This is a genomic window from Leuconostoc rapi (genome assembly GCF_016908715.1).
Classification (GTDB): domain Bacteria; phylum Bacillota; class Bacilli; order Lactobacillales; family Lactobacillaceae; genus Leuconostoc; species Leuconostoc rapi.
Genome location: NZ_JAFBEK010000005.1, coordinates 1 through 24044 on the forward strand (window position 1 = coordinate 1; position 24044 = coordinate 24044).

Annotated in this window: 21 protein-coding genes and 1 riboswitch; of the genes, 5 read left to right on the forward strand and 16 right to left on the reverse strand. The window is 38.3% G+C overall.

The window, feature by feature from the left end; all coding sequences use genetic code 11:
* Nucleotides 1-294: 294 nt before the first annotated feature.
* The 3 genes from JOD28_RS05875 to JOD28_RS05885 form a co-directional block, all read right to left on the reverse strand.
* The gene (locus JOD28_RS05875) at nt 295-1368 is read right to left on the reverse strand and encodes a PTS sugar transporter subunit IIC (RefSeq protein WP_204770012.1); all 1074 of its coding nucleotides are present in this window, start codon (nt 1366-1368) and stop codon (nt 295-297) included.
* 221 nt (nt 1369-1589) lie between these two features.
* Nucleotides 1590-2786 (reverse strand): aminotransferase class I/II-fold pyridoxal phosphate-dependent enzyme, encoded by a 1197-nt coding sequence (locus tag JOD28_RS05880; protein WP_204769908.1) that lies wholly within the window; start codon nt 2784-2786, stop codon nt 1590-1592.
* 339 nt (nt 2787-3125) lie between these two features.
* The gene (locus JOD28_RS05885; RefSeq protein WP_204769909.1) at nt 3126-3716 is read right to left on the reverse strand and encodes a nucleoside/nucleotide kinase family protein; all 591 of its coding nucleotides are present in this window, start codon (nt 3714-3716) and stop codon (nt 3126-3128) included.
* Between the two features lie 120 nt (nt 3717-3836).
* On the opposite strand from JOD28_RS05885, the gene JOD28_RS05890 reads away from it, so the two are divergent.
* Nucleotides 3837-5237, forward strand: a complete 1401-nt coding sequence (locus JOD28_RS05890) for an APC family permease (RefSeq protein WP_204769910.1) — start codon at nt 3837-3839, stop codon at nt 5235-5237.
* A 36-nt stretch (nt 5238-5273) separates the two neighbouring features.
* Here JOD28_RS05890 and JOD28_RS05895 read toward each other — a convergent pair whose 3' ends face one another.
* Nucleotides 5274-5807, reverse strand: coding sequence for a GNAT family N-acetyltransferase (locus JOD28_RS05895; RefSeq protein WP_204769911.1), 534 nt, complete (start codon nt 5805-5807; stop codon nt 5274-5276).
* A gap of 49 nt (nt 5808-5856) precedes the next feature.
* Nucleotides 5857-7569, reverse strand: a complete 1713-nt coding sequence (ezrA, locus tag JOD28_RS05900) for a septation ring formation regulator EzrA (RefSeq protein ID WP_204769912.1) — start codon at nt 7567-7569, stop codon at nt 5857-5859.
* A 311-nt stretch (nt 7570-7880) separates the two neighbouring features.
* Between ezrA and rpsD the strand changes: the two genes are divergently transcribed.
* From rpsD to JOD28_RS05920, 4 genes are all read left to right on the forward strand, one after another.
* Nucleotides 7881-8492 carry a 30S ribosomal protein S4 gene (gene rpsD / locus JOD28_RS05905; protein ID WP_204769913.1) on the forward strand — a complete coding sequence of 204 codons (612 nt, stop codon included), beginning with the start codon at nt 7881-7883 and terminating at the stop codon, nt 8490-8492.
* A gap of 113 nt (nt 8493-8605) precedes the next feature.
* Nucleotides 8606-8977 (forward strand): DUF1694 domain-containing protein, encoded by a 372-nt coding sequence (locus tag JOD28_RS05910; protein WP_204769914.1) that lies wholly within the window; start codon nt 8606-8608, stop codon nt 8975-8977.
* A 107-nt stretch (nt 8978-9084) separates the two neighbouring features.
* Nucleotides 9085-10371, forward strand: a complete 1287-nt coding sequence (locus JOD28_RS05915) for a replication-associated recombination protein A (RefSeq protein ID WP_204769915.1) — start codon at nt 9085-9087, stop codon at nt 10369-10371.
* Nucleotides 10372-10745: 374 nt separating this feature from the next.
* On the forward strand, nt 10746-11189 hold the full coding sequence (locus tag JOD28_RS05920) for a universal stress protein (RefSeq protein WP_204769916.1): 444 nt from the start codon (nt 10746-10748) through the stop codon (nt 11187-11189).
* 184 nt (nt 11190-11373) lie between these two features.
* Here JOD28_RS05920 and JOD28_RS05925 read toward each other — a convergent pair whose 3' ends face one another.
* The 11 genes from JOD28_RS05925 to JOD28_RS05975 form a co-directional block, all read right to left on the reverse strand.
* Complete coding sequence (locus JOD28_RS05925; protein ID WP_204769917.1) at nt 11374-12240, reverse strand: helix-turn-helix domain-containing protein; 867 nt, start codon at nt 12238-12240, stop codon at nt 11374-11376.
* Nucleotides 12240-13373, reverse strand: coding sequence for a D-alanine--D-alanine ligase family protein (locus tag JOD28_RS05930; RefSeq protein ID WP_204769918.1), 1134 nt, complete (start codon nt 13371-13373; stop codon nt 12240-12242). Before JOD28_RS05930 ends, JOD28_RS05925 begins: the two co-directional genes overlap by 1 nt.
* 59 nt (nt 13374-13432) lie before the next feature.
* Nucleotides 13433-14434, reverse strand: coding sequence for a DUF2785 domain-containing protein (locus JOD28_RS05935; protein WP_204769919.1), 1002 nt, complete (start codon nt 14432-14434; stop codon nt 13433-13435).
* On the reverse strand, nt 14434-15654 hold the full coding sequence (locus JOD28_RS05940; protein WP_204769920.1) for an FtsW/RodA/SpoVE family cell cycle protein: 1221 nt from the start codon (nt 15652-15654) through the stop codon (nt 14434-14436). The genes JOD28_RS05935 and JOD28_RS05940 overlap by 1 nt, the downstream gene beginning before the upstream one ends.
* Before the next feature lie 71 nt (nt 15655-15725).
* Nucleotides 15726-15935 carry a DUF2969 family protein gene (locus tag JOD28_RS05945; RefSeq protein ID WP_204769921.1) on the reverse strand — a complete coding sequence of 70 codons (210 nt, stop codon included), beginning with the start codon at nt 15933-15935 and terminating at the stop codon, nt 15726-15728.
* A 1-nt stretch (nt 15936) separates the two neighbouring features.
* Nucleotides 15937-16929 carry a rod shape-determining protein gene (gene mreB, locus JOD28_RS05950; protein ID WP_013103081.1) on the reverse strand — a complete coding sequence of 331 codons (993 nt, stop codon included), beginning with the start codon at nt 16927-16929 and terminating at the stop codon, nt 15937-15939.
* 344 nt (nt 16930-17273) lie between these two features.
* A complete protein-coding gene (locus JOD28_RS05955; RefSeq protein ID WP_204769922.1) occupies nt 17274-18428 on the reverse strand; it encodes a 5-methyltetrahydropteroyltriglutamate--homocysteine S-methyltransferase in 1155 nt (384 codons plus the stop codon).
* A gap of 626 nt (nt 18429-19054) precedes the next feature.
* Entirely contained in the window at nt 19055-19279 is a 225-nt protein-coding gene (locus JOD28_RS05960; protein ID WP_204769923.1) for a DUF1146 family protein, read from the reverse strand.
* Between the two features lie 26 nt (nt 19280-19305).
* Nucleotides 19306-21405, reverse strand: coding sequence for a type I DNA topoisomerase (gene topA, locus JOD28_RS05965; RefSeq protein WP_204769924.1), 2100 nt, complete (start codon nt 21403-21405; stop codon nt 19306-19308).
* A 190-nt stretch (nt 21406-21595) separates the two neighbouring features.
* Nucleotides 21596-23035: an amino acid permease gene (locus JOD28_RS05970; RefSeq protein ID WP_204769925.1), complete on the reverse strand. Its 1440-nt coding sequence runs from the start codon at nt 23033-23035 to the stop codon at nt 21596-21598.
* An 81-nt stretch (nt 23036-23116) separates the two neighbouring features.
* Nucleotides 23117-23285: riboswitch (Lysine riboswitch) on the reverse strand.
* A 17-nt stretch (nt 23286-23302) separates the two neighbouring features.
* Nucleotides 23303-23959 (reverse strand): phospholipid phosphatase, encoded by a 657-nt coding sequence (locus JOD28_RS05975; protein ID WP_204769926.1) that lies wholly within the window; start codon nt 23957-23959, stop codon nt 23303-23305.
* Nucleotides 23960-24044 lie beyond the last annotated feature (85 nt).

The following is a 24044-nucleotide window of genomic DNA, read 5'->3' on the forward strand; positions in this document are numbered from 1 at the left end:
TATATTATCTTACCACGCTCAGTTCCCTTTGTCAACTACTTCTTTTCAATCTCTTCTCAGATCTTCTTGAATTAATTGCCTCTTTCGCCTCGCGTCCTTCGTAAGAACATATACTAATATACCAACTTCCCGCCCTCCCGTCAACTACTTTCTTCACCCCCTTTTTCCTCGTCCTTTTTTCACCCCTCTTTCGCCTCGCTTCTTTTCCTTTCGTTCGCTTTTTATCCCCCTTTTTTTCTTCCCCCTTTTCTCTTATTCGCTTTCCTGGTTTTTCCTTTACCTTTCCTTAAGGTTTTATTGTAACGTTAGCTTCAAGTCATCAGGTTTAATCAGCTTAAACCTTGTCATAAATAACCATTTTAAGAAAAACGCCAATATAACAGGTAAGACAACAAACGTTGTTAAGATACTAAATATAGCACTAACCGACCCATCTGATAAAGTAAATGCGGTTAAGGGACCAATCAGACCCGAAAAACCAAACCCTGCCGAAGCTGGTGTGCCCTTAACACCGAAAAGAGTTGCCACGACGCCCATAATCATTGCCCCAATTGTTGTGGGAATAAATAGTTTTGGTTTTGTTAACATGTTAGCCATTTGTATTTTGGGCGAGCCAATAAAGTGTGCCAAAGTCCCACCAAGAGGATTAACTTGCGCACCCATTGCAGCTAGAGTAAAGCTCGCAACGACAATACCTGCATTAGCAGCACCCGACCCGATACCAGTTAAATTAATAGCCATCGCAATACCAACTGATGACAACGGTGACACAATTAAAAAGGCAAAAACACCGCCCAGTACTGCACCAAGAACTATCGGCGTAAGATCTGTTGCATACGCGACCGTCATACCAATAACCATTTGAACTTGGCGCAATGGGTCTAACGTTGCTAATCCAATGCCCCCGGCAATCATTAGAACAACTAATGGCTGTAATAACATTTTCAAGTGTCCAAACAAGTTTTCAGTCAACTTAACAAGTGCTGTTGCAATAATTGCAACGAGTAAAATATTTAAGATAACACCAGTACCACCAATAATCATGCCGGATTTTGTTTGTGTAACAACACCCGATGATACAAATATAGCTAATGCTATAGAACCCGAATCAATCGGGGATAACTTGAATATTTGTCCAACTGCAAAACCAGCCACGAGTGGTAAAGTACTCTGAATAAGCGTTGTCATAAAAGCAACTTTAGCCGCCACAGGATTACCTGCGAATAGTAAAAGTAACTGGCTAACTAAGGCACTGGGTATTAATGTAATAACAATACCTAAGCTCGTGCCATTTAAAACAGTCACAATAAATTCCCGAACACGATATGACCGTTTATTTTGCACAGGCTTTACCGTATTTTGTATCATTTTACTCATCCATTTGTCCTCATTAATATGTATGCGCAAAAAGCGCTTAGTTATACTTCATGTTCAAATTGTTGACTAATAACATCATTCTTTTTATGTGTTTAAAATCTACTGTCTTTAGTAATACTATTGACGCTGAATATAAATCAACTGCTATCATGTTTGCTGCTCGAGCATGAATGGCAAGTTTTTCATCGTCTCACACGCCCATCATTAAAATTTTAGGCTTGGCGGTTATCTTTAAGATAATCATTCAATCGTGACATCGCATCTTGTAAAGTAGCTAATGATGCTGCATAACTCAGACGAATATACCCTTCACCTCCCGGACCAAAAGCGCTTCCTGGCACTACTGCCAGTTTATTTTTAACCGCCAAATCACGTGCAAATTCAAAATCGTCCTGATGATACCCTGCTGGTATTTTAGCAAAAATATAAAAAGCGCCTGCTGGTCTTGGTATTGTAAATCCTAGGTTGATCATTGTTTGATAAACAAAGTCACGACGCTCTTGATAAGCCGCCTTCATCGCCAGTGTATCTTGACGGCCAGCTTCGGTTCCCAAAGCTTCGGCTGCCGCCGCCATAGCAGTATTATTAGCTGTTGTAATTGTAAATTGGTGAATCAGACTCAACTTGGTCACTAACTCGGCTGGTGCTGCTAAAAAACCGATACGATAGCCAGTCATTGCATGGGATTTAGATACACCATTTAAAATAATCGTTTGTTCAGGTAAGTACTGGGCCATTGAAACATGGGTTGTTTCATAGGTTAGTTCGGAATATATTTCATCTGAAATAATAACAATATTAGTGTCACGCAGAACATCAGCAAGCGCCTTAATCTCTTGTGCACTATACGTGACACCGGTTGGATTTGAAGGAAAGTTTAATACAATGGCTTTAATACTATCTCCATGCGTTTTGATCGTTTGCTTTAACATTTCTGGACTCAAAACAAAATCGTTGCTAGACGTATCAATAAATACAGGCTCACCACCGCCAACCAATGTAATAGGTATGTATAGCGGGAATATTGGTGTTGGTAAGATGACCTTATCCCCCTCATTTAGTAACGAGGTGAGTACAGTGTAGATTGCTTCTGTTGCGCCAACTGTTACAATGATTTCACTTGCAGCATCGTACGTGACATCATAACGATCCTTTAAGAAATGCGTTGCTGCTTTACGAACCGCCATCGTACCATTTGAAGCAGCATAGTGTGAATCATTTTCTAAAATAGACCTGACAGCGGCCTGTTTGATATGCTCGGGGACATTAAAGTCTGGTTCACCAAGTGTTAACTTTAAAATACTAGGAATTGTGCTGACTTCATTATCAAAAGCACGGATGGCACTTGGCTGAACACGTTCCAGATTATGATTTAGTCCTGTTAATAGTGTTTGTTTTACTACGGGCATATTTTTTCTCCTAATTTCTAATCTAACAAAAAACGCACATACGGACCATTCCGAATGTGCGTTAGTTCTATAGTTGAACTCACTGCGGCATTCGATGGTTGTTGCCATCTGAATACCATTGCAAAATGCTCTTGGTAACCAGACGACTATCCGAAATACCAAAAGTAAAATTTATTTGAGTTTTTTTTACGCATGTTTGTCATTTGTTAAAAACCTTCAACATTTTTATGAGATAATTATAATATTTTTTAATATGATTGTCAAATAAAAATCGTAATGTGCTAGTTATATCTGAAAAAACTAATTCATCATGTTGATAACTAATATGAATTAGCTCATTTAAAGTGATCCTTTTTGAGGAATACTACGGCCATTCATAATATCATTGACAAGTAAATCAAGCCGGACCTTTGTGCGTGACCAATCATCATTCTCTAGTTCATAGGCAATATGTTGCAATGCAGTTGGTAATGTGACATCACGCAAAAATTCAGGAGACGCGACCCTTTTTTTAACAGAAGTAGGATCATCCCCACGAACTTGAACCCGTTCCACTAAAACATCAGGGCTAGTAACAGTCACAAAAATAATTACAGCTTGTTCTCTTAACTCTTTGGCGTAGGTGATTGCACCAGCAGTGTCTAATACGATGGTAATGTATGGATTTTTTTGCCATGCCAACTCAAGGCCTTCATATGAAGAACCGTATTGTGAACCCGCATATTTCACACGCTCCAGAAAATGTTTCTTTTCAAAGGAGACCTTATCTTCGAAATAGTAGGACACGCCATCTATTTCTCTATCACGAGGTGCACGCGTTGTATGGGTAATAACCCGTGGCATACGATAATTATCTTGTAAATATCGTGCAATTGTTGTCTTACCGACACCGGTTGCGCCTGTAATTACAAAGACTTTATTATTTTTCATTTACCCTCATTCCTTACTTTTTCTATTGTAACGTATCTTACCATTCAAAGTTAGACATTCAGTGCTTAAATTGTTAAAATAATAGTTATGATTAAATTAAAATAATATGGGAGAAACTTTATGTCCATCTTTTCGAGAGCATTTAAACGAGAATCTGTTGATAGTTATATCCGTGCAGATTCTCATATGGCACGTGTTTTAACCACAAGAGATTTGATTGGCTTGGGCGTTGGTACAGTCATCGGTACCGGTATATTTATTTTGCCCGGTCATGAAGCTGCACAAAATGCAGGTCCGGCCGTATCTGTCGCCTTCTTAATTGCAGCTATATTTTCAGGGCTATCAGGTATGGCATTTGCTGAGTTTTCATCCGCTATGCCAGTTGCTGGTTCTGCTTATTCTTATGGCACAGTTGTTTACGGTGAAATTATTGGTTGGTTATTAGGTTGGTCTCTAATTTTAGAATATTTTCTAGCTGTTTCCGCTATTGCGACTGGTTTTTCTGCTTACCTAGGTAATTTATTAATCACATTTGGCATTCATATGCCAAAGTCTCTTCTAGCCGGCCCAATGGAAGGTGGTGTTATTAATTTATTCGCCGTCTTAATTATCTTGCTAGTTACTGTTATCTTATCACGTGGTTTAAATGCTTCCAAAAAAATTGAAAATGGTGCCGTTATCTTAAAAGTTGTCATTCTTGCACTATTTATTATCGGTGGCTCATTTTTCATCAAACATACAAATTATGTACCCTTTTATCCCAAAGAATTCCATTCTGGTTTTGGTGGGTTAAACGGCATATGGGCAGCCACTGCAAGTATCATCTTCGCTTTTCTTGGTTTTGATACAATTGCAGCACATGCTGCCGAAGTGAAAAACCCACAAAAAACAATGGCTCGTGGGATTATCGGTACAGTTATTATTTCAGCCTTACTTTACGTCCTGTTCTCAATCGTTCTAACAGGTATCGTGAACTACAAAAAACTTGGCGTTGATGACCCTGCTGCGTTTGCTTTACAAGCTATTCACCAAACACAATTCTCTGTTGTTATTACCGTAGGCGCTCTTGTCGGTATGTTCACCGCTATTCTAGCGCTGGTTTATGCGTCATCGCGACTCACCTACTCATTTGGTCGTGATGGCTTACTACCACGCAGTTTAGGTAAAATATCAGCAGGCTCACGGTTACCAGTCAATGCATTAATTCTTGCCGTGATTGTTGAATCGATTTTTGCCGGTCTAATCCCATTGAACACATTAGCTAGCCTAATTAATGCTGGCACATTATTGGCCTTCATGTTCATTAATTTTGGTATTCTAATATTACGTAGGCGCAAGGACCTGTCACATGACGGCTTTAAAGTACCCGGTTATCCTTTAGTACCATTTATTGCAGGCGTGATCAGTTTACTACTGATTACAAAATTACCCGTCGAAACACTAGAGCTGTTTAGTATCTGGTTGGTTCTAGGTATTATTTGGTACTTTGCCTATGGTATCCGTCATTCAAAGCTATCATAAAATAAAAAAAGTAGCCGGAATATTCCGGCTACTTTTTTATTTTTGATTATTATATAATTCATGTGTCATTGACCAAATTAAATGTCCTTGATTATCTGTCGTTTCTCGTTGTTTAAAACCCAAACGTTCAGCCACATGGCGACTTTGAATATTATCAATGTCATGACTTAACCAAATGAGATTTAAACCCAATTCATCAAAACCAATTGTTAGTAATTCACATATGGCTTCATGCATAAAACCCTGTCCCCGCTGTGCTGGCGTTAAAACGTAACCTATTTCAGCAGTCTGGTTATCTTCTTTTTGGCGGAAATCAACACTGCCAATAAGTTCATTGGTATTGCGTAAAGCAATGCCATATTTTTTAGTCCCTACAACGTCTTGCCAAAAATAACCTTTAATCGCCAGGTTTTCAACATCTTTGATGCTATGACTCAACTGACCAGATAGCCATTTAACAGTGGTTTCATCACTTAACCAATGATACATTTGTGGTGCGTCAGTTAACAAAACATTTCTGAGTAGTAGACGTTCTGTTGTGATTGTTTGATAGTTTTCGATTGTCTTCATTTTCCCTTATGACCAGAAAACCCCGAAAATAATTTTCGGGGTTAATTTATTATAGCAACGGTGTCTTACGACGTAAATATGATTCAACCAATTTTTCATAAATTCCAGGTTCAACACTATCCAGTGCCGGCCCCAAAACGTCCATCGCTTTATCAAAATTATAATCACGCTCATAGAACATGCGTGCTTGTGCACTAGCCGCGGCCACACGATCACTTGTCGTCCGGTAACGATTAGCATATTGTAACAACTGCTCCGTCAATGCCGCTTGATCAACTAATGTATTTGTCTTTTCTTTTAGTGTATCAATATCTGCCGAAACAATATTAAGTTGTCGCTGCACCTCGTCCATATCGATTAGGTGTGCCTGTAAAGATTTTGCCAGTCTTTCTAATTCATTAGATACAGCAAAGAAATATTCTAAATAACTAGCAGGTAATCCTGGTAAATTCATACGCTCAACAGCCTGTTTGATATCTTCAATTTGATGTTGATATTCGCCGCCAAGCTGTCGTGCAGAATGTTGGGCTTTTTCAAGTCCTGATATTTTTTCCCAAATTTCAACTTGTTGCGCCTCGATTTCAGAAAAGTGTTGCAATTGACCATCTTGTTTAGCTCTTAATTCACTAGATGACATTTCAGAAGCTTCAAGTAAATCGTCATTGTGATTAACTTGTTCTTCTAAAGCATTAATTTGTTCTAATAATGATCGTCTGGTCTCTAGTTCCTTATGATTAAATTGAAAACTTTGCCCTAACTGATCCAATTCTAACGCTAATTGACTATTTTGTTCACGTAATCGCAATAGGGTTGAAGATAACTGTTCGGCATTCTTAACCACTTGCTTCCGTGCACTAATTTCTGTTTCCATCATATCGTATAATGTTTCGATACGCCGTTGAATGTAACCATTTTGTTCTGAAACTTCTTTTAACTTTAATTCACCTAGTAATTGCAATACTTGTTGTCTCTGCTCATCAATCGCATGTAATTCTTGTTCAAGTGTGTCATTTGGAAAAACATACCCTTTTTCAACTAAGTCAGCATGCCCTTGAACTAATTCATTCAATTGGTCAACATACACCGTATCTAATTTTTCAAACAACGCCGGAATATCAGCCATCATATTTTCCATTTGAGTTGTTTCCATGGCAAGTTGTTCATATATATCTGAAGCTGTGGCGTGATCGCCTTCTTCTGTCAAACGCGTAAATTCATCATAATCAGCTTCAAGCTGTTTTAAAAATTTATCTAGTTCTTGGTTTGCTGGACCAAACTTGAAATTTTCAGCCAACAATCGTTTGCGTAAATCATCGTACTTCTTTTTCAAATCATTAATGGCTTCACGATGCGCTTCGTTAATTTTCTTTAATTCTGTTAAACCACTACGCACTGAATTAATTGTATTTTCCGTGTCATCCACCATAGATTCCAGGCGAATTAATTCATGCCGTGTTTTAATAAAATTAATCCCACGCGCCTCAAAAAGTACAAGGTTGACCTGTTGATCAATTTTTAAAAACTTATTGTTCTTAACATCATTAAAAGCACTTTCTAAACTCTGATATTCTTTCAAAGATTGTCCAGTTAACGCTAATTTACGGCCTTCAACCAATTCCTCGCGAACTTTCAAAGACTCTAATTGCTCTTTTTTAGTTTTAAATGTGTTAACTTTGCTTATCGTTGTACGCTGCATGACAAAAATCGCCAAATATGCAATGACAACAATACCTAAAACAACTGCTAATATCGTTAAATTCATGTGTTTTTATCCCAGTTTTATTGATAACTCTATTCTATCACGCCACCTTAGGTAATGCCGAATATGTGTATTTTTTTGACAAATCTAAAATGCTTTACACCTTTCTTAATAACTTGCTTATTAGCGCACTTTCTGTTATTATTGAAAGAAGTTGTTAATTGAGTAGCAGTAAGCAAAGAAGCGCGTCAACAACGCCCCAAATCGTTAGTAAGGCCATAGCTACTGGTTCTGAGAAACGTCAAGTTCGGCGCTGCACGCATCTGGTGCTTACCCCTCAAAGTGCGACAAATTACATTTTGGAGGACATATACATGTCACGTTATACAGGTCCAAAGTGGCGTATCTCACGTCGCTTAGGCGTTTCATTGTCTGGTACTGGAAAAGAATTATCACGTCGTGCCTACGCACCTGGTGATCACGGTGCTGGTCGCCGTGCTAAGGTTTCTGAATATGGTACACAATTGCGTGAAAAGCAAAAGTTGCGTTTCACTTATGGTTTGACTGAACGTCAATTCCATTCTTTGTTTAACAAAGCTGGTAAGATTCGTAAGGGTACACACGGTACTAACTTCATGATCTTGTTGGAACAACGTTTAGACTCACTTGTTTACCGTTTAGGTTTGGCTACAACGCGCCAACAAGCACGTCAATTAGTAAACCATGGTCATATTTTAGTTGATGGTAAGCGCGTTGATATTCCTTCATTCAGTGTAACACCTGGTCAAATTATCTCAGTTCGTGATAAGTCAAAAACTATTGTTCCTATCCAAGTAGCTGTTGAATCAGTTGTGGCACATCCACAATTCGTTTCATTTGATTCTGAAAAGCTTGAAGGTTCATTAGTTCGTTTGCCAGAACGTGAAGAATTAGATGCTGACATCAATGAAGCATTGATCGTCGAATACTATAACCGTTTGGGTTAATATCTTAATTCATTTGGTTGAAACGTCACCCTCCGGTGGCGTTTTTCTTTTGTTTGTATTGCCATTTGAATATAACGTATAATAGACTTATCAAAACGCAATGGAGAAAATCTATGGATATCAACGAACGCATACAACAAGACCAGCGTGGCGGTCACTCACAAATTAATCCAGATGAACAACGGCACTATCTTGGCACCTTTCGCGAACGCGTAATTGTGGCAGTAAAGGCATCACAACTCAATAATGCTCAAATTCAAGCAAAATTTGAAGCAGCTCTAAGATCTCACAGTATCGGTAAAGTATTAATTAATCAGCAACTTGCCGAAGATAATTTCACAACATATGTTACCATCGCTACACGTACAAAACACCCTTTTACATTATTATCTCACGCAGATGAATCTTCGCAGGAAGATGATCCTATTGCTGTTTTATTAGCAGCTGATACGGCAATCAATATTGATCATATTTACTTAAGTTAATTCAAATTGAAACTCTTGACAGAAAGGAGTGCGTTCGCCATGCTATTAGGCAAACTGTTTATAACCTAACTAACAGTTATCTAATAACTAGTGATCCTTTTAATATTATGCAGCAACCTCTTGCATATCGTATGCGTCCTACTAAAATTGAAGACATTGTTGGTCAAACACACTTAGTCGGTGAAGGAAAAATTATCAGACGAATGGTTGATGCGATGCGGCTAAGTTCCATGATATTATATGGCCCACCCGGAACCGGAAAAACTTCAATTGCCTCAGCCATTGCAGGGTCTTCTAAATACGCTTTTCGCATGTTAAACGCTGCAACAGACAGTCAAAAAGACCTGCAAATTGTCGCCGAAGAAGCAAAAATGTCAGGCACAGTTGTGCTATTACTCGATGAAATTCACCGTTTAAATAAAGTGAAACAGGATTTTTTATTACCACATCTAGAATCTGGTAGCATCATTCTCATCGGTGCTACAACAGAAAACCCATACATTAATGTTACGCCTGCTATTAGATCTCGAACACAAATTTTCCAAGTCAATCCACTGACTGAAGAAGACATTCAAGCCGCTATTATGCGTGCATTGGCTGACAAAAAAAACGGTCTTGGTGAGTATGATGTTGTGCTCGAGGATAACGCTATGTCACATTTATCACGTGCAACAAATGGTGATTTACGTAGTGCCTTAAACGGCTTAGAATTAGCTGTTTTATCAACCAAACCGGCTACCGATGATAACATTATTCATATTACATTACCCATTATCGAAGAAACCGTCCAACGCAAGGCGCTTTCCGCTGATAAAGATGGTGATGCACATTATGATGTCATCTCTGCACTACAGAAATCTATTCGTGGATCTGATGTTGACGCGGCACTACATTATGCCGCCCGCATTGTTATGTCTGGTGACCTAGCTATTTTAGCACGAAGACTAACTGTTATCGCTTATGAAGATATTGGTTTGGCTAACCCCGCAGCTGCACAACATGCTGTCACAGCAATCCAAGCTGCTCAATCCCTCGGCTTCCCTGAAGCACGTATTCCCTTCGCTAACGCTATTATCGAACTGGCCCTCTCACCAAAATCAAACGCTGCTTATTTAGCTATTGACACTGCAATAAGTGACATCAATACTGGTAAAACATCAGATATTCCTAACCATCTCAAAGATTCCCACTATAAAGGCGCTGCCGATTTGGGTCATGGGACAACTTATGTTTATCCTCATGATTTTGACAATGATTGGGTGCCTCAACAATATCTACCTGATAGTATCAAGCAAGCAAATTATTTTCAGCCCAAAGGCAATTCGAAAATCGAGCGATCATTCAGCGAGATTTATCATTCGTTAAAACGACAACAACAAAAAGGATTAGAATAGTGCTTTCTTGCAAAATGTCAAGACTGGTCGTGACCCAGTTTTAGCGTTATAATATGTATTGAATTACCCAGGTATACGCATTGCTACATCATCAGCTTTTTCCTTACAACCTTTATTTCACGGATGGGAATTCCCGGCTCACAAGATCTGCCCTTTCATTTGGTAATCTGATGAACGAGATGAACCAACCACCTCGACATTTCCGAGGAAAACCTGCGTAGCGATTAACGGTACCACGAGTATTCCGGGCATGTCCCGTGCGTCTACAATTGTAGGCGCTTTTTTGTATCGATAAAATTCAAATGGCAAAATACTATTATTTTTTCAATGTAAGCGGTATACTTATTATATAAACAAACTAAAGGAGAATTCTCATGACAGCAAACTACAACAACATTTTAGTGCCTATGGATGGTTCCAAGGAATCAGAAGCAGCACTTGTTCGTGCCATTGAATTGACCAAAGATGCTGGTGATAGTGGTATTTTGTCAATTTTGAACATCATTGATACACGTGCTTTCCAAAACGTGGCAAGCTTTGATGACACAATGGTTGAAGCCGTTTCAGACGAAACACGTAAGACACTTGATCGCTACAAGCAACAAGCACTTGATGCTGGTGTTAAAAATGTCGATTATTTGATTGAATATGGGTCACCAAAAGCATTGATCGCAAAAGATGTGCCAAACGAAGTTAACGCTGATATTATTGTTATTGGTGCTACTGGTTTAAATGCTGTTGAACGCCTAGTTATTGGCTCTGTAACAGAATTCGTTACACGAACAGCAAAGGTCGATGTCTTAGTTGTTCGTGGATAAATTATATCACTTAACTACCTTGAATTAGTGTACAAAAACATTTTGAACTAAAAAGCCAACTGCCATTCATCAATAAGAATGGCAGTTGGCTTTTTAATTTGGCTCTTAATACAACAAAAAAAGCCGAAAATTATTTTAAACTTTCAGCTTTTTATCACAAATTAATTGCTCACTACAATTTTAATTAAAATTGAACTGTATCTAATGCTGATAATCGTTCCTCAGCAACTTGACGATTAGACAAGAATGCCGCAATATGTGCATAATGTAAATTACGCTGTGCAGCAAGTTCATTCCCTCTTTTTTTCTCAATGTTTCCCAACATCTCACCCAAATCTGGTACCCAGAACAAATCAACGCGTTTACGTAGTGCCAACAGTCCCTCTTCTAGTAATTCGGCTGCCTTATCAAGCTCATTTTGTTCAACCAAAAATTCAGCATAGTATTGACGACCTTGCAATGCACCATGAAACTCTAATTCATTTGCTGTTAACAAATCCGGTTCTAATTCAAAAGCCAATTTGAATTTATCTTTGGCTTCTTGGATATTTCCTTGCAAATAATAACTCGTTGCCATCTGACGATACGCATAAAATAAGTAAAAATCACCCAAAGATGGGGTTTTCTTATCAACAGTTAAATCTGTGAAATGAATAACCTGTTCAAAATCTTTCTTGTTATAGCAAGCATCAGCTGCTTTCAAAATATAGTATGCCTGAATTGTAGGTGGATTTTGGCTCAATGCCTTTTCAAATTCCGCAAATTCTGATAATGCATCATGTTTCATTTGCAAAATGACTTTACCAAGTAATTCTTTAGCTTTTTGTGTCAAGAAATCTCCCGATACAAATTCTGATATATCTAAGTTCAATCGATCGAGTATGGCCAACAAAACATCGGCGTTAGGCACACGATTTTGATTTTCAACCAACGAAATCGTAGCTTGCGTTGTAATACCATCAGCTAACTCAACTTGTGATAAGCGCATTTTCTTACGCGCTGCACGAATTGCTTTACCGTCAAAATTATCTTTTCTAGTGTTCTTTACCATTAGTTAAATTTCCCTATCTTTTCTTCGCCCAAAGTCACAAATTTATAGCTCAATTGTGCGTTCTTTTCAAATTCCTCAAAGCCATATGTAATCATCATGTCGACAAGTTTTGTATTATCAATATTTGAATAATCCCATAATCGCTTAAACAACGACATATTAGTAAAACCAGGTAATGTGTTTGGCTCACCGAGATAAGGCACGTTGTTTTCATCTAACAAAAAGTCCATACGTGCTTCACCACGCAAATTTAAGACCTTATAAGATTCGATTGCCATTTTCTTGACTTCTTCTGTGACCTCTTTTGGTAGCTGAGCAGGAATTTCAAAGTAAACTGCTGAATTATCGACAAATTTATTATTATAATCATACCAGCCGTCACCTTCACCCTGTTCAGGAACAGTATGCGCCCCAATTTCTGATACGATTGGCTCTTCGTTACCAATGACACCGACTTCTAATTCTCGTGGCCCTTTAACAGCCTGTTCGATCAAAACTTTATAATCGTATTGGAATGAATCTGCCAATGCTGCTTCAAATGCCACTGCATTTTTGACTCGTGAAATACCAACAGATGACCCTTGGTTAGCCGCTTTGACAAATACAACTGGGCCGAGTTCTTCTGTTATTTTATCCCAAGTCCAGTCTTTGGCTGTTTTAGTATCAACCACCACGTAATTTGTATTACGAATATGGTTAACGGTTAGTAATTCTTTAGTTAGGACTTTGTCAAAACTGACCGCATGCCCACGCAAAGGGGCACCAACATATGGTTTGTTTAATAGCCTAAACAGCCCCTGTAATGTGCCATCTTCACCTAAATTACCATGCACAACTGGAAAAAAGATATCAAAATTGCCACCGTCGCGCAAAGCTTTAATGCGTGCCAGCGGGTCAGTGTCATCCACTTTAGCCATATAAGCATCTACAATCGGTTGTTCGTCAGCTAACGCCAATATTTTTTTAGAACTTTCCGGGTCCAAGAAATAACCATTTTGTGCGATAGCAAAAACTGTTATATCATATTTTCCTGTTGCCATAATCGCATCATAAAAATTTTGAGCAGAACGTTTTGATACGTCGTGTTCTGATGAATTACCGCCAAATAATAAAGCCACATGTTTTTTATTCATTAGTTTTACCCCAAATTTTATTATACCAAAATTAAGTAATATTAAGCAAGGTATATTGCCTAAGTCAGATACCCTTTTGTTTGTTCTACATAATCATAAATCATTTTTGGCACATTTTGTTCACCACTTAAAATGATAGCATGAAAAAATCTTGTACGATTATACAACTGATGCCAATTAGCCTCAGTTGCAATACTTTGTCGCGTAACTAAGTCCTTGCGCCATAACTTTAACGTGAGTAGCACATAATCGCAATACAAACGATGTGCATTAGCGGCGTATATCACAACTTCAACAAGACGTTCTGTCTCACCCATCATTAATGGTTGCTTGAGTTCACGGTAACCAGCTAACATGCTTGCTAACACAAATAACTTATCAGCACGTACTAACTTAGGCATCATCATTATTTCAGCTACAACATTTCCAATATGTGTAAATGCATGTGCCCAACCATTGGTGCCAATAAAGCCACGTGTATCTCGCTCTAAAATGGCATATAAAGCCACTTGATTAATGATTTTTGACATTTGTTTATCTGTCAGAAATGATTTTTTAGTGCGCTGTATGAATAATAATAATGACAGGATTAGTACGCTGAATGAACGCCGATAAATACCATCGTTGGCGCGCTCAAATATGTGGCCAAACAGTTGCTCGTCTGATACAAAATAATCAGTTAACCACGACATCTGTTTTTCTGAAATTAAATTCTTTTGAATCATATCGCTTAGAAAAACGAAAGCCCCATTATCACGATATTTTGGCACTGGATTCGCAAGTTGCTCCGCTATCGCCATTAAAACATCGTCAGTGATCATGCTCTCATCAGACAAATTTTCTGATGGTATATCATCATCCGGTAGTTGTTGCCCATGCATCTGCATATATGTCAGAACCGTATCATCATTTTTTGGTAATATCACGGATGTTGCAGGTACTAGGTCTAAATGACCGACCAATTCCGCTATGCTTTCCCCTAACGATTGAAAAATTTCTCCCTCACGCGTTTTATGACGCAGGCGAATCATTTTTTGTTGTAAATCTTCTAATTCAGCCATTAAATTGAAAACCCTGTCAATTCTGTAAATGTTGCATTTTGCTGCTGATAACCTATGGTTAATATTAAGCCAACACCAATTAGGTTACCAAGTAGTGACGAGCCACCTTGTGAAATAAAAGGTAATGGAATACCGGTTAGTGGCAACAATCCAATACTCATACCAATATTTTCAAACACATGGAAAAGTACCATCATGACGACACCAGTTGCAATATAAGCATAAAAAGCATTTTGTGCCTTAAATGTCGCGCGAATTAGTAGGTAAATCAATCCAAAATATAGTGCAATCAATAACGCGCCACCGATAAAACCAAAGCTCTCCCCAATAACTGAAAAAATCATATCAGATTCTCGAACGGGGACATAAACTTTCAGATGACCAAAACCATTTCCAGTCAACTGACCAGAACCAATCGCTTTTAAACTTTGATAGGTCTGATAACCTGAAGCTGACGTGTCTTGATCAGGATGCAACCAAGTTTGAATACGATCAAATTGGTATAATTTAAAGCCCAGCGCATCTAGAATGACTTTGCCTGTAGCTGAAGTAACCAAAGTTAATAGCGTCGCACCGACAACTGCTGCAGCCGCAATCACTGGTGCTAAAATTCGCCAAGTAACGCCTGATACCAGTGCAACGCCACCGAAAATAGCAATAAATACTAATAAAGTCCCTAAGTCATTTTGCAAAGCAATTAATGCAGCAATTGGCAGAAACCAAAGTGCCATTTTGCCCAACAAGAGCCAATCAGTCATTGTGACATGTTGTTCGTATAGGCGATTATGTTCTGCTACCACACGACTAATCATTAAAATAAACGCGGGCTTAACAACCTCTGACGGTTGGAAGGAAATCGGTCCTAATACAAACCACGATTTAGCACCAGTGGCGTCTGCCATTGGTTTATTATAAAAAATCAACACTGCCACAAGCAGGAAAACACCTAAACCATAAGCCACTGGCGCTAGTCGCCAAAGCTGTGAGGCATCAAAGCGCAGTAAGAACAATATGATTATTGTACCAATGACCCAAAAGAGTCCTTGCACAATAGTTGTTCGCACCGCCATTTGTACTGTACCGTATTGTGAATGCAGCGCTGCTTGATAAACAGAACTCAAACCAATGATCATAAATAATAAGAGTGCTAAAATAATACCCCAGTCTAATTCCGAAGCTGAGGTGCGATTACTCATTTGTCTTGATGGTATCTGTTGCATATTGGTGTTACCTCGTTTATGTACAAACCCTCATCATTCAGATATGATAAGGGTTTTTGTCATAATTAATATTATTGATACAGGTTAAAACTTGCCAAAATAGCTTGAAGCGCGTCATCTTGATTCTTAGCTTGATTAATAACTGCCTGTTGACCAAAATAACCAACAAAACCACGCTCTGCCTTCTCAATATGTCCAATTGGCTTATTATCAATCAATACTTGTATTTGCTGGTTATCTTCTACAAGCTCAACCCCAAAATTTTGATTTTTTTTACGCATCTTATAACCCTTTATGGTTTGATTTCATATGTTCAAGAAGTGCACCGGCACCTTTGGCCACATTGTCCAGCGGTGAATCAGAAACAACAACCGGCACTTCTAACGCATCAGCCAATAACTGGTCCATGCCATGAAGGAGTGCGCCGCCACCAGTTAGCATGATTCCACGGTCAATAATGTCAGCAGCTAATTCTGGCGGTAACTTAGCTAGAACAGAATGCGCAGCACGAACAATTTGTTGTAAAGTGTCATGCAGTGCTTCTTCAACCTCATTTGAATGAATTGTGATTGTTTTAGGCATGCCTTCAAAATTATCACGGCCTCGAACTTCCATTGTCAACGGTTCATCGACAGGGAGTGCTGAGCCAATTTGAATCTTGATTGTTTCAGCTGTACGTTCACCAACAATTAAATTATGCCGGCGCTTTAAATAACCAACAATGTCAAAGTTCATTTTATCACCGGCTACACGGATTGACTCGGAAACGACAATATCGCCTAAAGATAGCACCGCAATATCAGAAGTACCACCACCCATGTCAATAACCATTGACCCAATAGGTTTGAAAATATCTAGGCCTGCGCCTACAGCAGCTACCTTAGGCTCATATTCGAGATATACTTTAGCGCCACCAGCCTTCTCGGCTGCCTGAATAATTGCTTTGCGTTCAATTTCTGTAATGTTAGTTGGGGCACAAATCATAATGTTTGGCTTTGACATAAAACCTTTAACATTCAATTTATCCACAAAATAAGTCAACATTGCTTCAGTCACATCAAAATCTGAAATAACACCATCTTTTAAGGGCCTGACAGCACGAATATTCCCCGGCGTACGACCAACCATACGATAGGCTTCTGAACCAACAGCTAATACACGATCTGTTTTATCATCTACCGCGACAACAGAGGGTTCATTCAATACGATACCCTTACCTTCAACATAAATGAGCACATTGGCTGTTCCTAAGTCAATGCCTATATCTTTTGCCATGTTTAATCTCCAAATTATTATTTTGATAAACGGGCACTTTGCCGTGCCAACTTGCTTATATAATCTAGTCAATTATACCATAGTTAGGCACTATTTTTGGCTATTTTCCAAATACTCTAGCCGACTAATAATTCTTAAGTAACAGTATTTAGCCGAGAAACATGAGTTATATAGGCTCTTGAATCATGTAGCGATCTTTAGCACTATAACCTGTGAAAAAGTGTCCCATTTATTAAAAATAATACGATTACAAAGAGCAAAACACTAATTGTATTTTGCTCTTTGTATATTGACGTGAATTATCTATTACATACGGACACTTTACTCATCTTGTCAATGTGTTCTCATGCCCAAACGTCTTGAGCAATTTCCTTGATTAAATTCAATTTAGCCCATTGACTGTCACTTGATACATCATTACCTTCAACAGTTGATGCAAAACCACATTGTGGGGACAAAGCTAAATTGGCCAAGGGCACGTGCGTTGCAGCATCTGCCAAGCGTGCTTTAATCACCCCTTTGTCCTCTAAATCACTATTTTTAGTTGTTACTAGGCCAAGTACCAGCTTTTTATTTTTATCACCATGCCAAATGTCACCTAATGTTTCAAAATCACCCGAGCGTTCATCATCAAATTCCAAGAACAAGCCATCAACATGCAGCTGTCCTAAAAATGTTGCAATAGCGTCGTAGCCACCAGTAAACAACCATGTCGACCGAAAATTACCACGACAAATATGCGTCGTAAATGTATAGTCTTCTGGCAACGCATCAGAAATTTTGTTATTCACATAAATGATTTCTTCAGCATATTGCTCAAACTTAGCACGTTTTTCAGGATCATTTGTGGTTGCTAACGTTTGTGCAATGTTTGCCCATGGGACATCATCAATTTGCAAATAACGATTGCCTAATTCATAAAAATGTAACGCTGTGTCAATATAGGCCTGTGCCACATCATCTAAGAATTCTTGACGATTAGTGTAATGTTCAGAGTAACCATTCAAGTATTCATCCGTACGGCCCGAATCGAAAATCAAGAATGATGGTGCGGGAATCGTTTGTTTTGCCTGAATTGATGGATCATTGTATGACTTCACCAAATCTTGTAAGTAAAGGTATGATTTGAAGAATGGATGGTCAGGATTGAATCCAACTTTACCACCAATTTTAAAATCTTCAGCTGTTGTATCAACACCTTCAAATCCGTAGCCCTTTGATAGATAAAAATCAACACCCGCTAACCCGACTAAGAAATCAGCATGAAACCATTTACGTGAAAATTCACCATCAGTTATACCTTGATATCCTAATGCAACTTGTTTTGCCACAATGTCCTTGATAGCTATTTGTTGTAATTCAAAGTCTGCATCTGCTAATTGTTGATCTAAAGGGGTATTTAAACGTGCTTCACGCAAAGCGTCAGGCCTTAAAAATGACCCAACATGATCATGAATATAAGGTGTGTTCTTGTATTGCGTTGGTGTTTCGATTGTCATAGTACATTCTCCTAAATATTGTTTCCGTGCGTTAGTCATATTCTTATCAACGCTCTGCATCACATGACGATATGATTACCATGTAAGTGTTTGCTAATTTGACACTGTGTTTTCATGTTAATTCCTTTCAAATTGATTTTTTTGATCATATAAACATTTGTGAGCACATAAAAATTTGACGACAAAAAATCCCGTAGTATCAATTGATACTACGGGACGTTAAATGACGTGTTACCACCCGGTATTTGTGTAGCGCTCACGCGTATACACCTTCATACGTACGCCTTTAACTGCCTTCGAGAACATCTGTAGCAGTTATTGGTTATACGTTGTTTGCTAACGGAAACACCCGGTTTCAACTTACACGTAACACATATGAGTGTCCGTTTGCTCGTATCAGTAAAAAACTCCAAGACCATTTTCCAATCCGCCGTCTTACTCGCTTTCACCTACCACGAGCTCTCTAACTAAGACGCTATAAAGTACTTATCTTTTCAACGTTTATATTGTTATTAACTATAAACTATCAAGATATTGTTGTCAATCATGGCGCATATTTTTTTAAGTAAATAACAATACTCAAAAGATAGCTATATAGTTAAAATTAATCTCACTCCTAAAATCATTTAAAATAGTTCATTGACCATATTTGGCATATCTAAGACCCAATTGGTCATTGACATAAAAAAGCCAGCCAATAAGTACCCACCAATAATCGCTATAACAATTTTTAAAAACATAGCTTGTGTTGGCGTATACGGCATAAATTTAGCAAAATTAATTGGTCGAATCAGCCAAAATACAAAATAAACAGCTAGTAAACTAATGCTTATCATAACGATTGGATTCATACTGTTCCCTCTTCATTGTCCATCTGTTAATTACTGTCCTGTTCCTTATCAGACGTTGCATCATCCTTAGGCGTTGTGCCATCTGGCAATGTTTTGTCTGTTGGCTTTTCCCATGATACAAAATCACAGTCTGGATAACGCGAGCAACCGTAAAATGTACGCTGGCGTTTAGTTTTACGTTCAATGATTTGCCCCTTACCACACTTTGGACAGATTAATCCGATTTCTTTAACGATTGTTTGTGTATTACGACAATCTGGGAAACGTGAACACGCATAGAATTTACCATAACGACCCATTTTAACAAGCATTGGCGCACCACAAATTTCACAATCCATCCCCGCCAATTCATCATGCATAATCACTTTTTCAAGAGTGGCTTCGGCAATTTCAAGTTCTTTTGAAAAAGGCTTAAAAAACGAATCAATCACAGGCACCCATTGTTTATCGCCAGTTTCAATTTCGTCCAACTCATGTTCAACACGTGCCGTAAATTTCATATTTGTTACATCTGGAAAACTATTTTCGACAATTGTTTGAACAATTTCACCAAGTTCTGTAGGGACGAATTTGCGGGCATCGATTCGAACATAATTACGTCGTTGAATCGTATCGAGTGTTGGCGCATAAGTCGAAGGTCGTCCCACACCATTTTCTTCCAATGCTTTTATTAAGGCTGCTTCAGAATAGCGGGCAGGAGGTAACGTAAAATGTTGCTCTGGGCTAATATTTGCTAATTTAACCTGATCCCCTTCTGCCAAATCTGGTAAAGCATTATCTTTTTCTTTAGCGGCAGGATAAGCTTTTGTAAATCCTTGGAATTTTGTTTTAGAACCGTTTGCTCGGAAAATAACACCGTTTTGTTCAATTGTCACAGCCATTGTATCTAAAATTTCTGGAGTCATTTGACTAGCAACAAAGCGTGACCAAATTAATGAATAGAGTTTAAATTGATCTGGCGTTAACTTATCCTTGATACTGTTAGGTGTGATCGTTACATCCGAAGGTCGTATTGCTTCATGGGCATCTTGTGCGCCTTCAGGTAGTTTACCTTGTACCAATTTATGCTGTGAATAAGCTTCGCCCCATGTATCATGAATATAGACAGCGGCAGCATGGCGAGCAACTGACGAAATTCGTGTTGAATCCGTACGCATATAAGTAATCAAACCAACCTGTCCAATACCACGACCTAAGTTGATTCCTTCATATAATTGTTGTGCTGCCATCATAGTCTTACGTGTGCGGAAATTCAATTGTGTATTGGCTGTTTGTTGCATCGTTGCTGTCGTAAATGGTGGTTGCGGATTACGCTTACGTTCTTTGGCGTTCACCTTTATGACATCAAAATCAGCTGATTTGTCAATACTTTTTAATACGCTCTGAACACTATCATTATCTGGTAACGCTTGTTTTTTACTATCAAATCCATAAAATGTTGCTTTAAATTTTTGACGTGATTTTTTAAATTCAGAGTCTAATGACCAGTATTCTTCTGGCTCAAATGCCTGAATCTCACGCTCACGTGCAATTATTAATCCTAGGGCAACAGACTGTACACGTCCTGCGGATAGACCACGTTTTACCGTCTTCCAAAGAATCGGTGAAATCGAATAACCAACCAATCGATCCAAAATCCGCCGTGCTTGTTGCGCATCAACAAGATCTTGATTAATTTTTCGAGGTGTTTTAAAAGCGTTTTTCACTGTATCTTTTGTGATTTCATTGAAAACAACACGATTAGGCTGCTCAGGATCTAGGCCTAAAATGTGTTGCAAATGCCAAGAAATAGCTTCTCCTTCGCGATCTGGATCGCTTGCTAGATAAACGATCTTAGCGGCTTTTGCCTCTTTTCGCAAACCTTTAATTAGGTCACCTTTACCACGTATATTAATGTATTTAGGATCATAATCATTATCCACATCAACACCCAGTGTTGATTTTGGCAAATCGCGAATATGCCCTAAACTAGCAACAACTTTATACGTACTACCAAGATATTTCTCAATTGTTTTCGCCTTTGCCGGACTTTCGACAACAACAAGCTTTTTTTGATTTTTTGATTTTTTTCTTTTGGTTGTCTTTTTAGCCACTGGTTTTTTAGCAACTTTATTTGTTTCTACCATGTTGTCAACCTCACAATTTACTTAACTACTAAATACAGCATATCAGATTCTACCAAATAATTGCTATTTTAATCTATAATCACCCATTTTTATCAATTATTGATTGATAACTGATCCAAAAAAAAATTTCATCCCGTAATAGCAAAAAAGTATATTAGCTTTAACAAGCTAATATACCAACTGATAATTTTTAACGATTTTGTGTCAAATCAACATCTTCTAACTTTATTTTTTTTGTCTTATAGCGAAGCTTATATCCCACAAACAAAATCACAAATAGGGGTACAGATAAATAAGTCACACCAATTTTTTCCCAATTTAATTTTGTAAAACTTGCTGGATCTTGACCGACAATCACACCAATTGAAATAATTAATGCAAAAATTGGTCCAAAGGGGAACCACTTGGCTTTATATTTAAGATCACTCAACTGCTTCCCTTGAGCCAAGTAGGCCCGTCGAAAACGGTAATGTGATATGGCAATACCCACCCATGCTATAAATCCAGTCAACCCAGAAGCGTTGACCAACCATGTATAGGCCACAGCGCCACCTTTGGTATTTGCAATAAATGCCAGCAAACCAATAGCTGTGGTTAGGATTAGTGCAGCGACCGGCACACCACGTTTTGATACCTTAGCAAATAACTTGGGTGCTTCGCCTTTACGTGCCATCGCATACAACATACGCGTAGAAGCATACGATCCAGAATTAGCCGAAGAAACAATGGACGTTAAAATAACTGCGTTCATCAAACTTGCTGCAAACGCGATACCAGCGTTTTTAAAGACAATTGTAAATGGTGAGACAGCAACGTTTTCTGTTGATGAGCTTAATAAACGTGGATCTTGGTAGTACACTAAGGCTGAAATGACAAAGATTGCTAAGATATAAAACAATAAAATACGCCAGAATACTTGATTAATAGCCTTTGGCACTGATTTATCAGGATCTTGTGCCTCACCTGCAGTAATACCAATTAATTCTGTGCCTTGGAATGAAAAGCCAGCAACAACAAAGACTGACAAAATAGCTTGCGGTCCACCGACAAAACCATGGTTACCAACAGATAGATTCTTAACGACATCAACATCCGAATGAATGACACCAAATATTGTGGCTAATCCGACTACTAAGAAAGCAATAATTGTAACGACTTTGATCATTGAAAGCCAAAATTCAGCTTCCCCAAATGCACCGACAGAAAATAAGTTAATTAAAAAGATAAAGATCAAAGCGACAGCCGAGAAAATCCACCCTGGTGTGTCTGGAAACCAAAATTCTGCAACAAGACCGACAGCAACAATATCAACTGCTAATGTGATTGCCCAATTAAACCAATAGTTCCACCCCATAGCAAATCCCAGAGCTGGATCAACATATTTCCCGGCATAGTCAGAAAACGAACCTGAAGTTGGTGAATAAGTTGCCATCTCACCCAGACTCGTCATTAAAAAATACACCATGACACCAATGGCTAAATAAGCTACAATGGCGCCAAATGGTCCTGCCTGCGCAACAGTTGCCCCTGATGCGACAAACAATCCAGTACCAATTGAGCCACCAAGGGCGATCATTGATACATGACGCGTTTTTAGATTGCGTTGCATGCCACTATTTTGTTCACTCATAAAAAATTCTCCCTAATTGGGGCAAATAAAAAGCCCCTCTCTAATACATAGAAAGAGGTTTAAAAAGTCATTATATCATCAACTTTTCAAAGCACACCACGCTGCCGTGACAGTCTAACAACTATTAATTATTAGCCCAATAACATTCTGCCAAGAATGTTATTTCGGCAACCGCCCCTTTAACGTAACGTCAACACCCATGGCAGGCTCATTTACGCGATTTATGTTGGTTGCAACCTCTTTGATAACTTGAATATCATATCATTTTTAAATTAGCGTGTCAATTGCTAGCACACGTCGCCAATGTTTGGCACGTTTTCGATATTGTTCCTCACTGAATTGCCACCAAAAATAACCAAAAAACAATGACCCTAAACCACTTGACAAGGGCATATCGTTTTTTTGTACACAAGCGACTAACATCAGTAGCCACAATGTAATAGCTATTGCGGTCATCAAAAAACGCACGCGCCGATTGGTAATAAGACGAGGTATAATAATAACCTCGCATATCGCTAGAATTTGTAACCACCAGAGCAGTAATAAATTTGGTATTGTAGGTCCAAATTTAAGACCATCTACCCAGTGGATTTTTAACACGAAAGATATGATCAATGTGAGTATCATACCCAACACTTGTGTGATAACCAGCCACCACATGGCAATTTTATAATTCATTAAATAAAGTAAACTCGCTAAAACACCCATAATCGGCAAAGCAATCCAATAGTGAGCAAATGAACCACCAAAATTAATCCACCGCTGTAAGGACTGCGGTATTAAATTTTGTATAACTAACGTAGCGCCGTTGTCAATGACATGTATGAATAGCATATCAAATCTAACTTGAATCGCTAACGCTAGAAATAGTAGGCTAAATATTAATATCAGTATTTTTCTTAATTTATCAGGCTGGATTAACATTTTCTTAACTCTCTTGTTTATTAGTCACAATAATTGTACCATTAGGTACATTAGTTTCTTTTAAATCTATTATTATTTGTCGTAA

Excerpts from the sequence above, each read along its gene's own strand:
- JOD28_RS05875 (WP_204770012.1), bottom strand. The coding sequence starts at position 1,368 with ATGATACAAAATACGGTAAAGCCTGTGCAAAATAAACGGTCATATCGT.
- JOD28_RS05880 (WP_204769908.1), bottom strand. The coding sequence starts at position 2,786 with ATGCCCGTAGTAAAACAAACACTATTAACAGGACTAAATCATAATCTG.
- JOD28_RS05885 (WP_204769909.1), bottom strand. The coding sequence starts at position 3,716 with ATGAAAAATAATAAAGTCTTTGTAATTACAGGCGCAACCGGTGTCGGT.
- JOD28_RS05890 (WP_204769910.1), top strand. The coding sequence starts at position 3,837 with ATGTCCATCTTTTCGAGAGCATTTAAACGAGAATCTGTTGATAGTTAT.
- JOD28_RS05895 (WP_204769911.1), bottom strand. The coding sequence starts at position 5,807 with ATGAAGACAATCGAAAACTATCAAACAATCACAACAGAACGTCTACTA.
- ezrA (WP_204769912.1), bottom strand. The coding sequence starts at position 7,569 with ATGAATTTAACGATATTAGCAGTTGTTTTAGGTATTGTTGTCATTGCA.
- rpsD (WP_204769913.1), top strand. The coding sequence starts at position 7,881 with ATGTCACGTTATACAGGTCCAAAGTGGCGTATCTCACGTCGCTTAGGC.
- JOD28_RS05910 (WP_204769914.1), top strand. The coding sequence starts at position 8,606 with ATGGATATCAACGAACGCATACAACAAGACCAGCGTGGCGGTCACTCA.
- JOD28_RS05915 (WP_204769915.1), top strand. The coding sequence starts at position 9,085 with ATGCAGCAACCTCTTGCATATCGTATGCGTCCTACTAAAATTGAAGAC.
- JOD28_RS05920 (WP_204769916.1), top strand. The coding sequence starts at position 10,746 with ATGACAGCAAACTACAACAACATTTTAGTGCCTATGGATGGTTCCAAG.
- JOD28_RS05925 (WP_204769917.1), bottom strand. The coding sequence starts at position 12,240 with ATGGTAAAGAACACTAGAAAAGATAATTTTGACGGTAAAGCAATTCGT.
- JOD28_RS05930 (WP_204769918.1), bottom strand. The coding sequence starts at position 13,373 with ATGAATAAAAAACATGTGGCTTTATTATTTGGCGGTAATTCATCAGAA.
- JOD28_RS05935 (WP_204769919.1), bottom strand. The coding sequence starts at position 14,434 with ATGGCTGAATTAGAAGATTTACAACAAAAAATGATTCGCCTGCGTCAT.
- JOD28_RS05940 (WP_204769920.1), bottom strand. The coding sequence starts at position 15,654 with ATGCAACAGATACCATCAAGACAAATGAGTAATCGCACCTCAGCTTCG.
- JOD28_RS05945 (WP_204769921.1), bottom strand. The coding sequence starts at position 15,935 with ATGCGTAAAAAAAATCAAAATTTTGGGGTTGAGCTTGTAGAAGATAAC.
- mreB (WP_013103081.1), bottom strand. The coding sequence starts at position 16,929 with ATGGCAAAAGATATAGGCATTGACTTAGGAACAGCCAATGTGCTCATT.
- JOD28_RS05955 (WP_204769922.1), bottom strand. The coding sequence starts at position 18,428 with ATGACAATCGAAACACCAACGCAATACAAGAACACACCTTATATTCAT.
- JOD28_RS05960 (WP_204769923.1), bottom strand. The coding sequence starts at position 19,279 with ATGAATCCAATCGTTATGATAAGCATTAGTTTACTAGCTGTTTATTTT.
- topA (WP_204769924.1), bottom strand. The coding sequence starts at position 21,405 with ATGGTAGAAACAAATAAAGTTGCTAAAAAACCAGTGGCTAAAAAGACA.
- JOD28_RS05970 (WP_204769925.1), bottom strand. The coding sequence starts at position 23,035 with ATGAGTGAACAAAATAGTGGCATGCAACGCAATCTAAAAACGCGTCAT.
- JOD28_RS05975 (WP_204769926.1), bottom strand. The coding sequence starts at position 23,959 with ATGTTAATCCAGCCTGATAAATTAAGAAAAATACTGATATTAATATTT.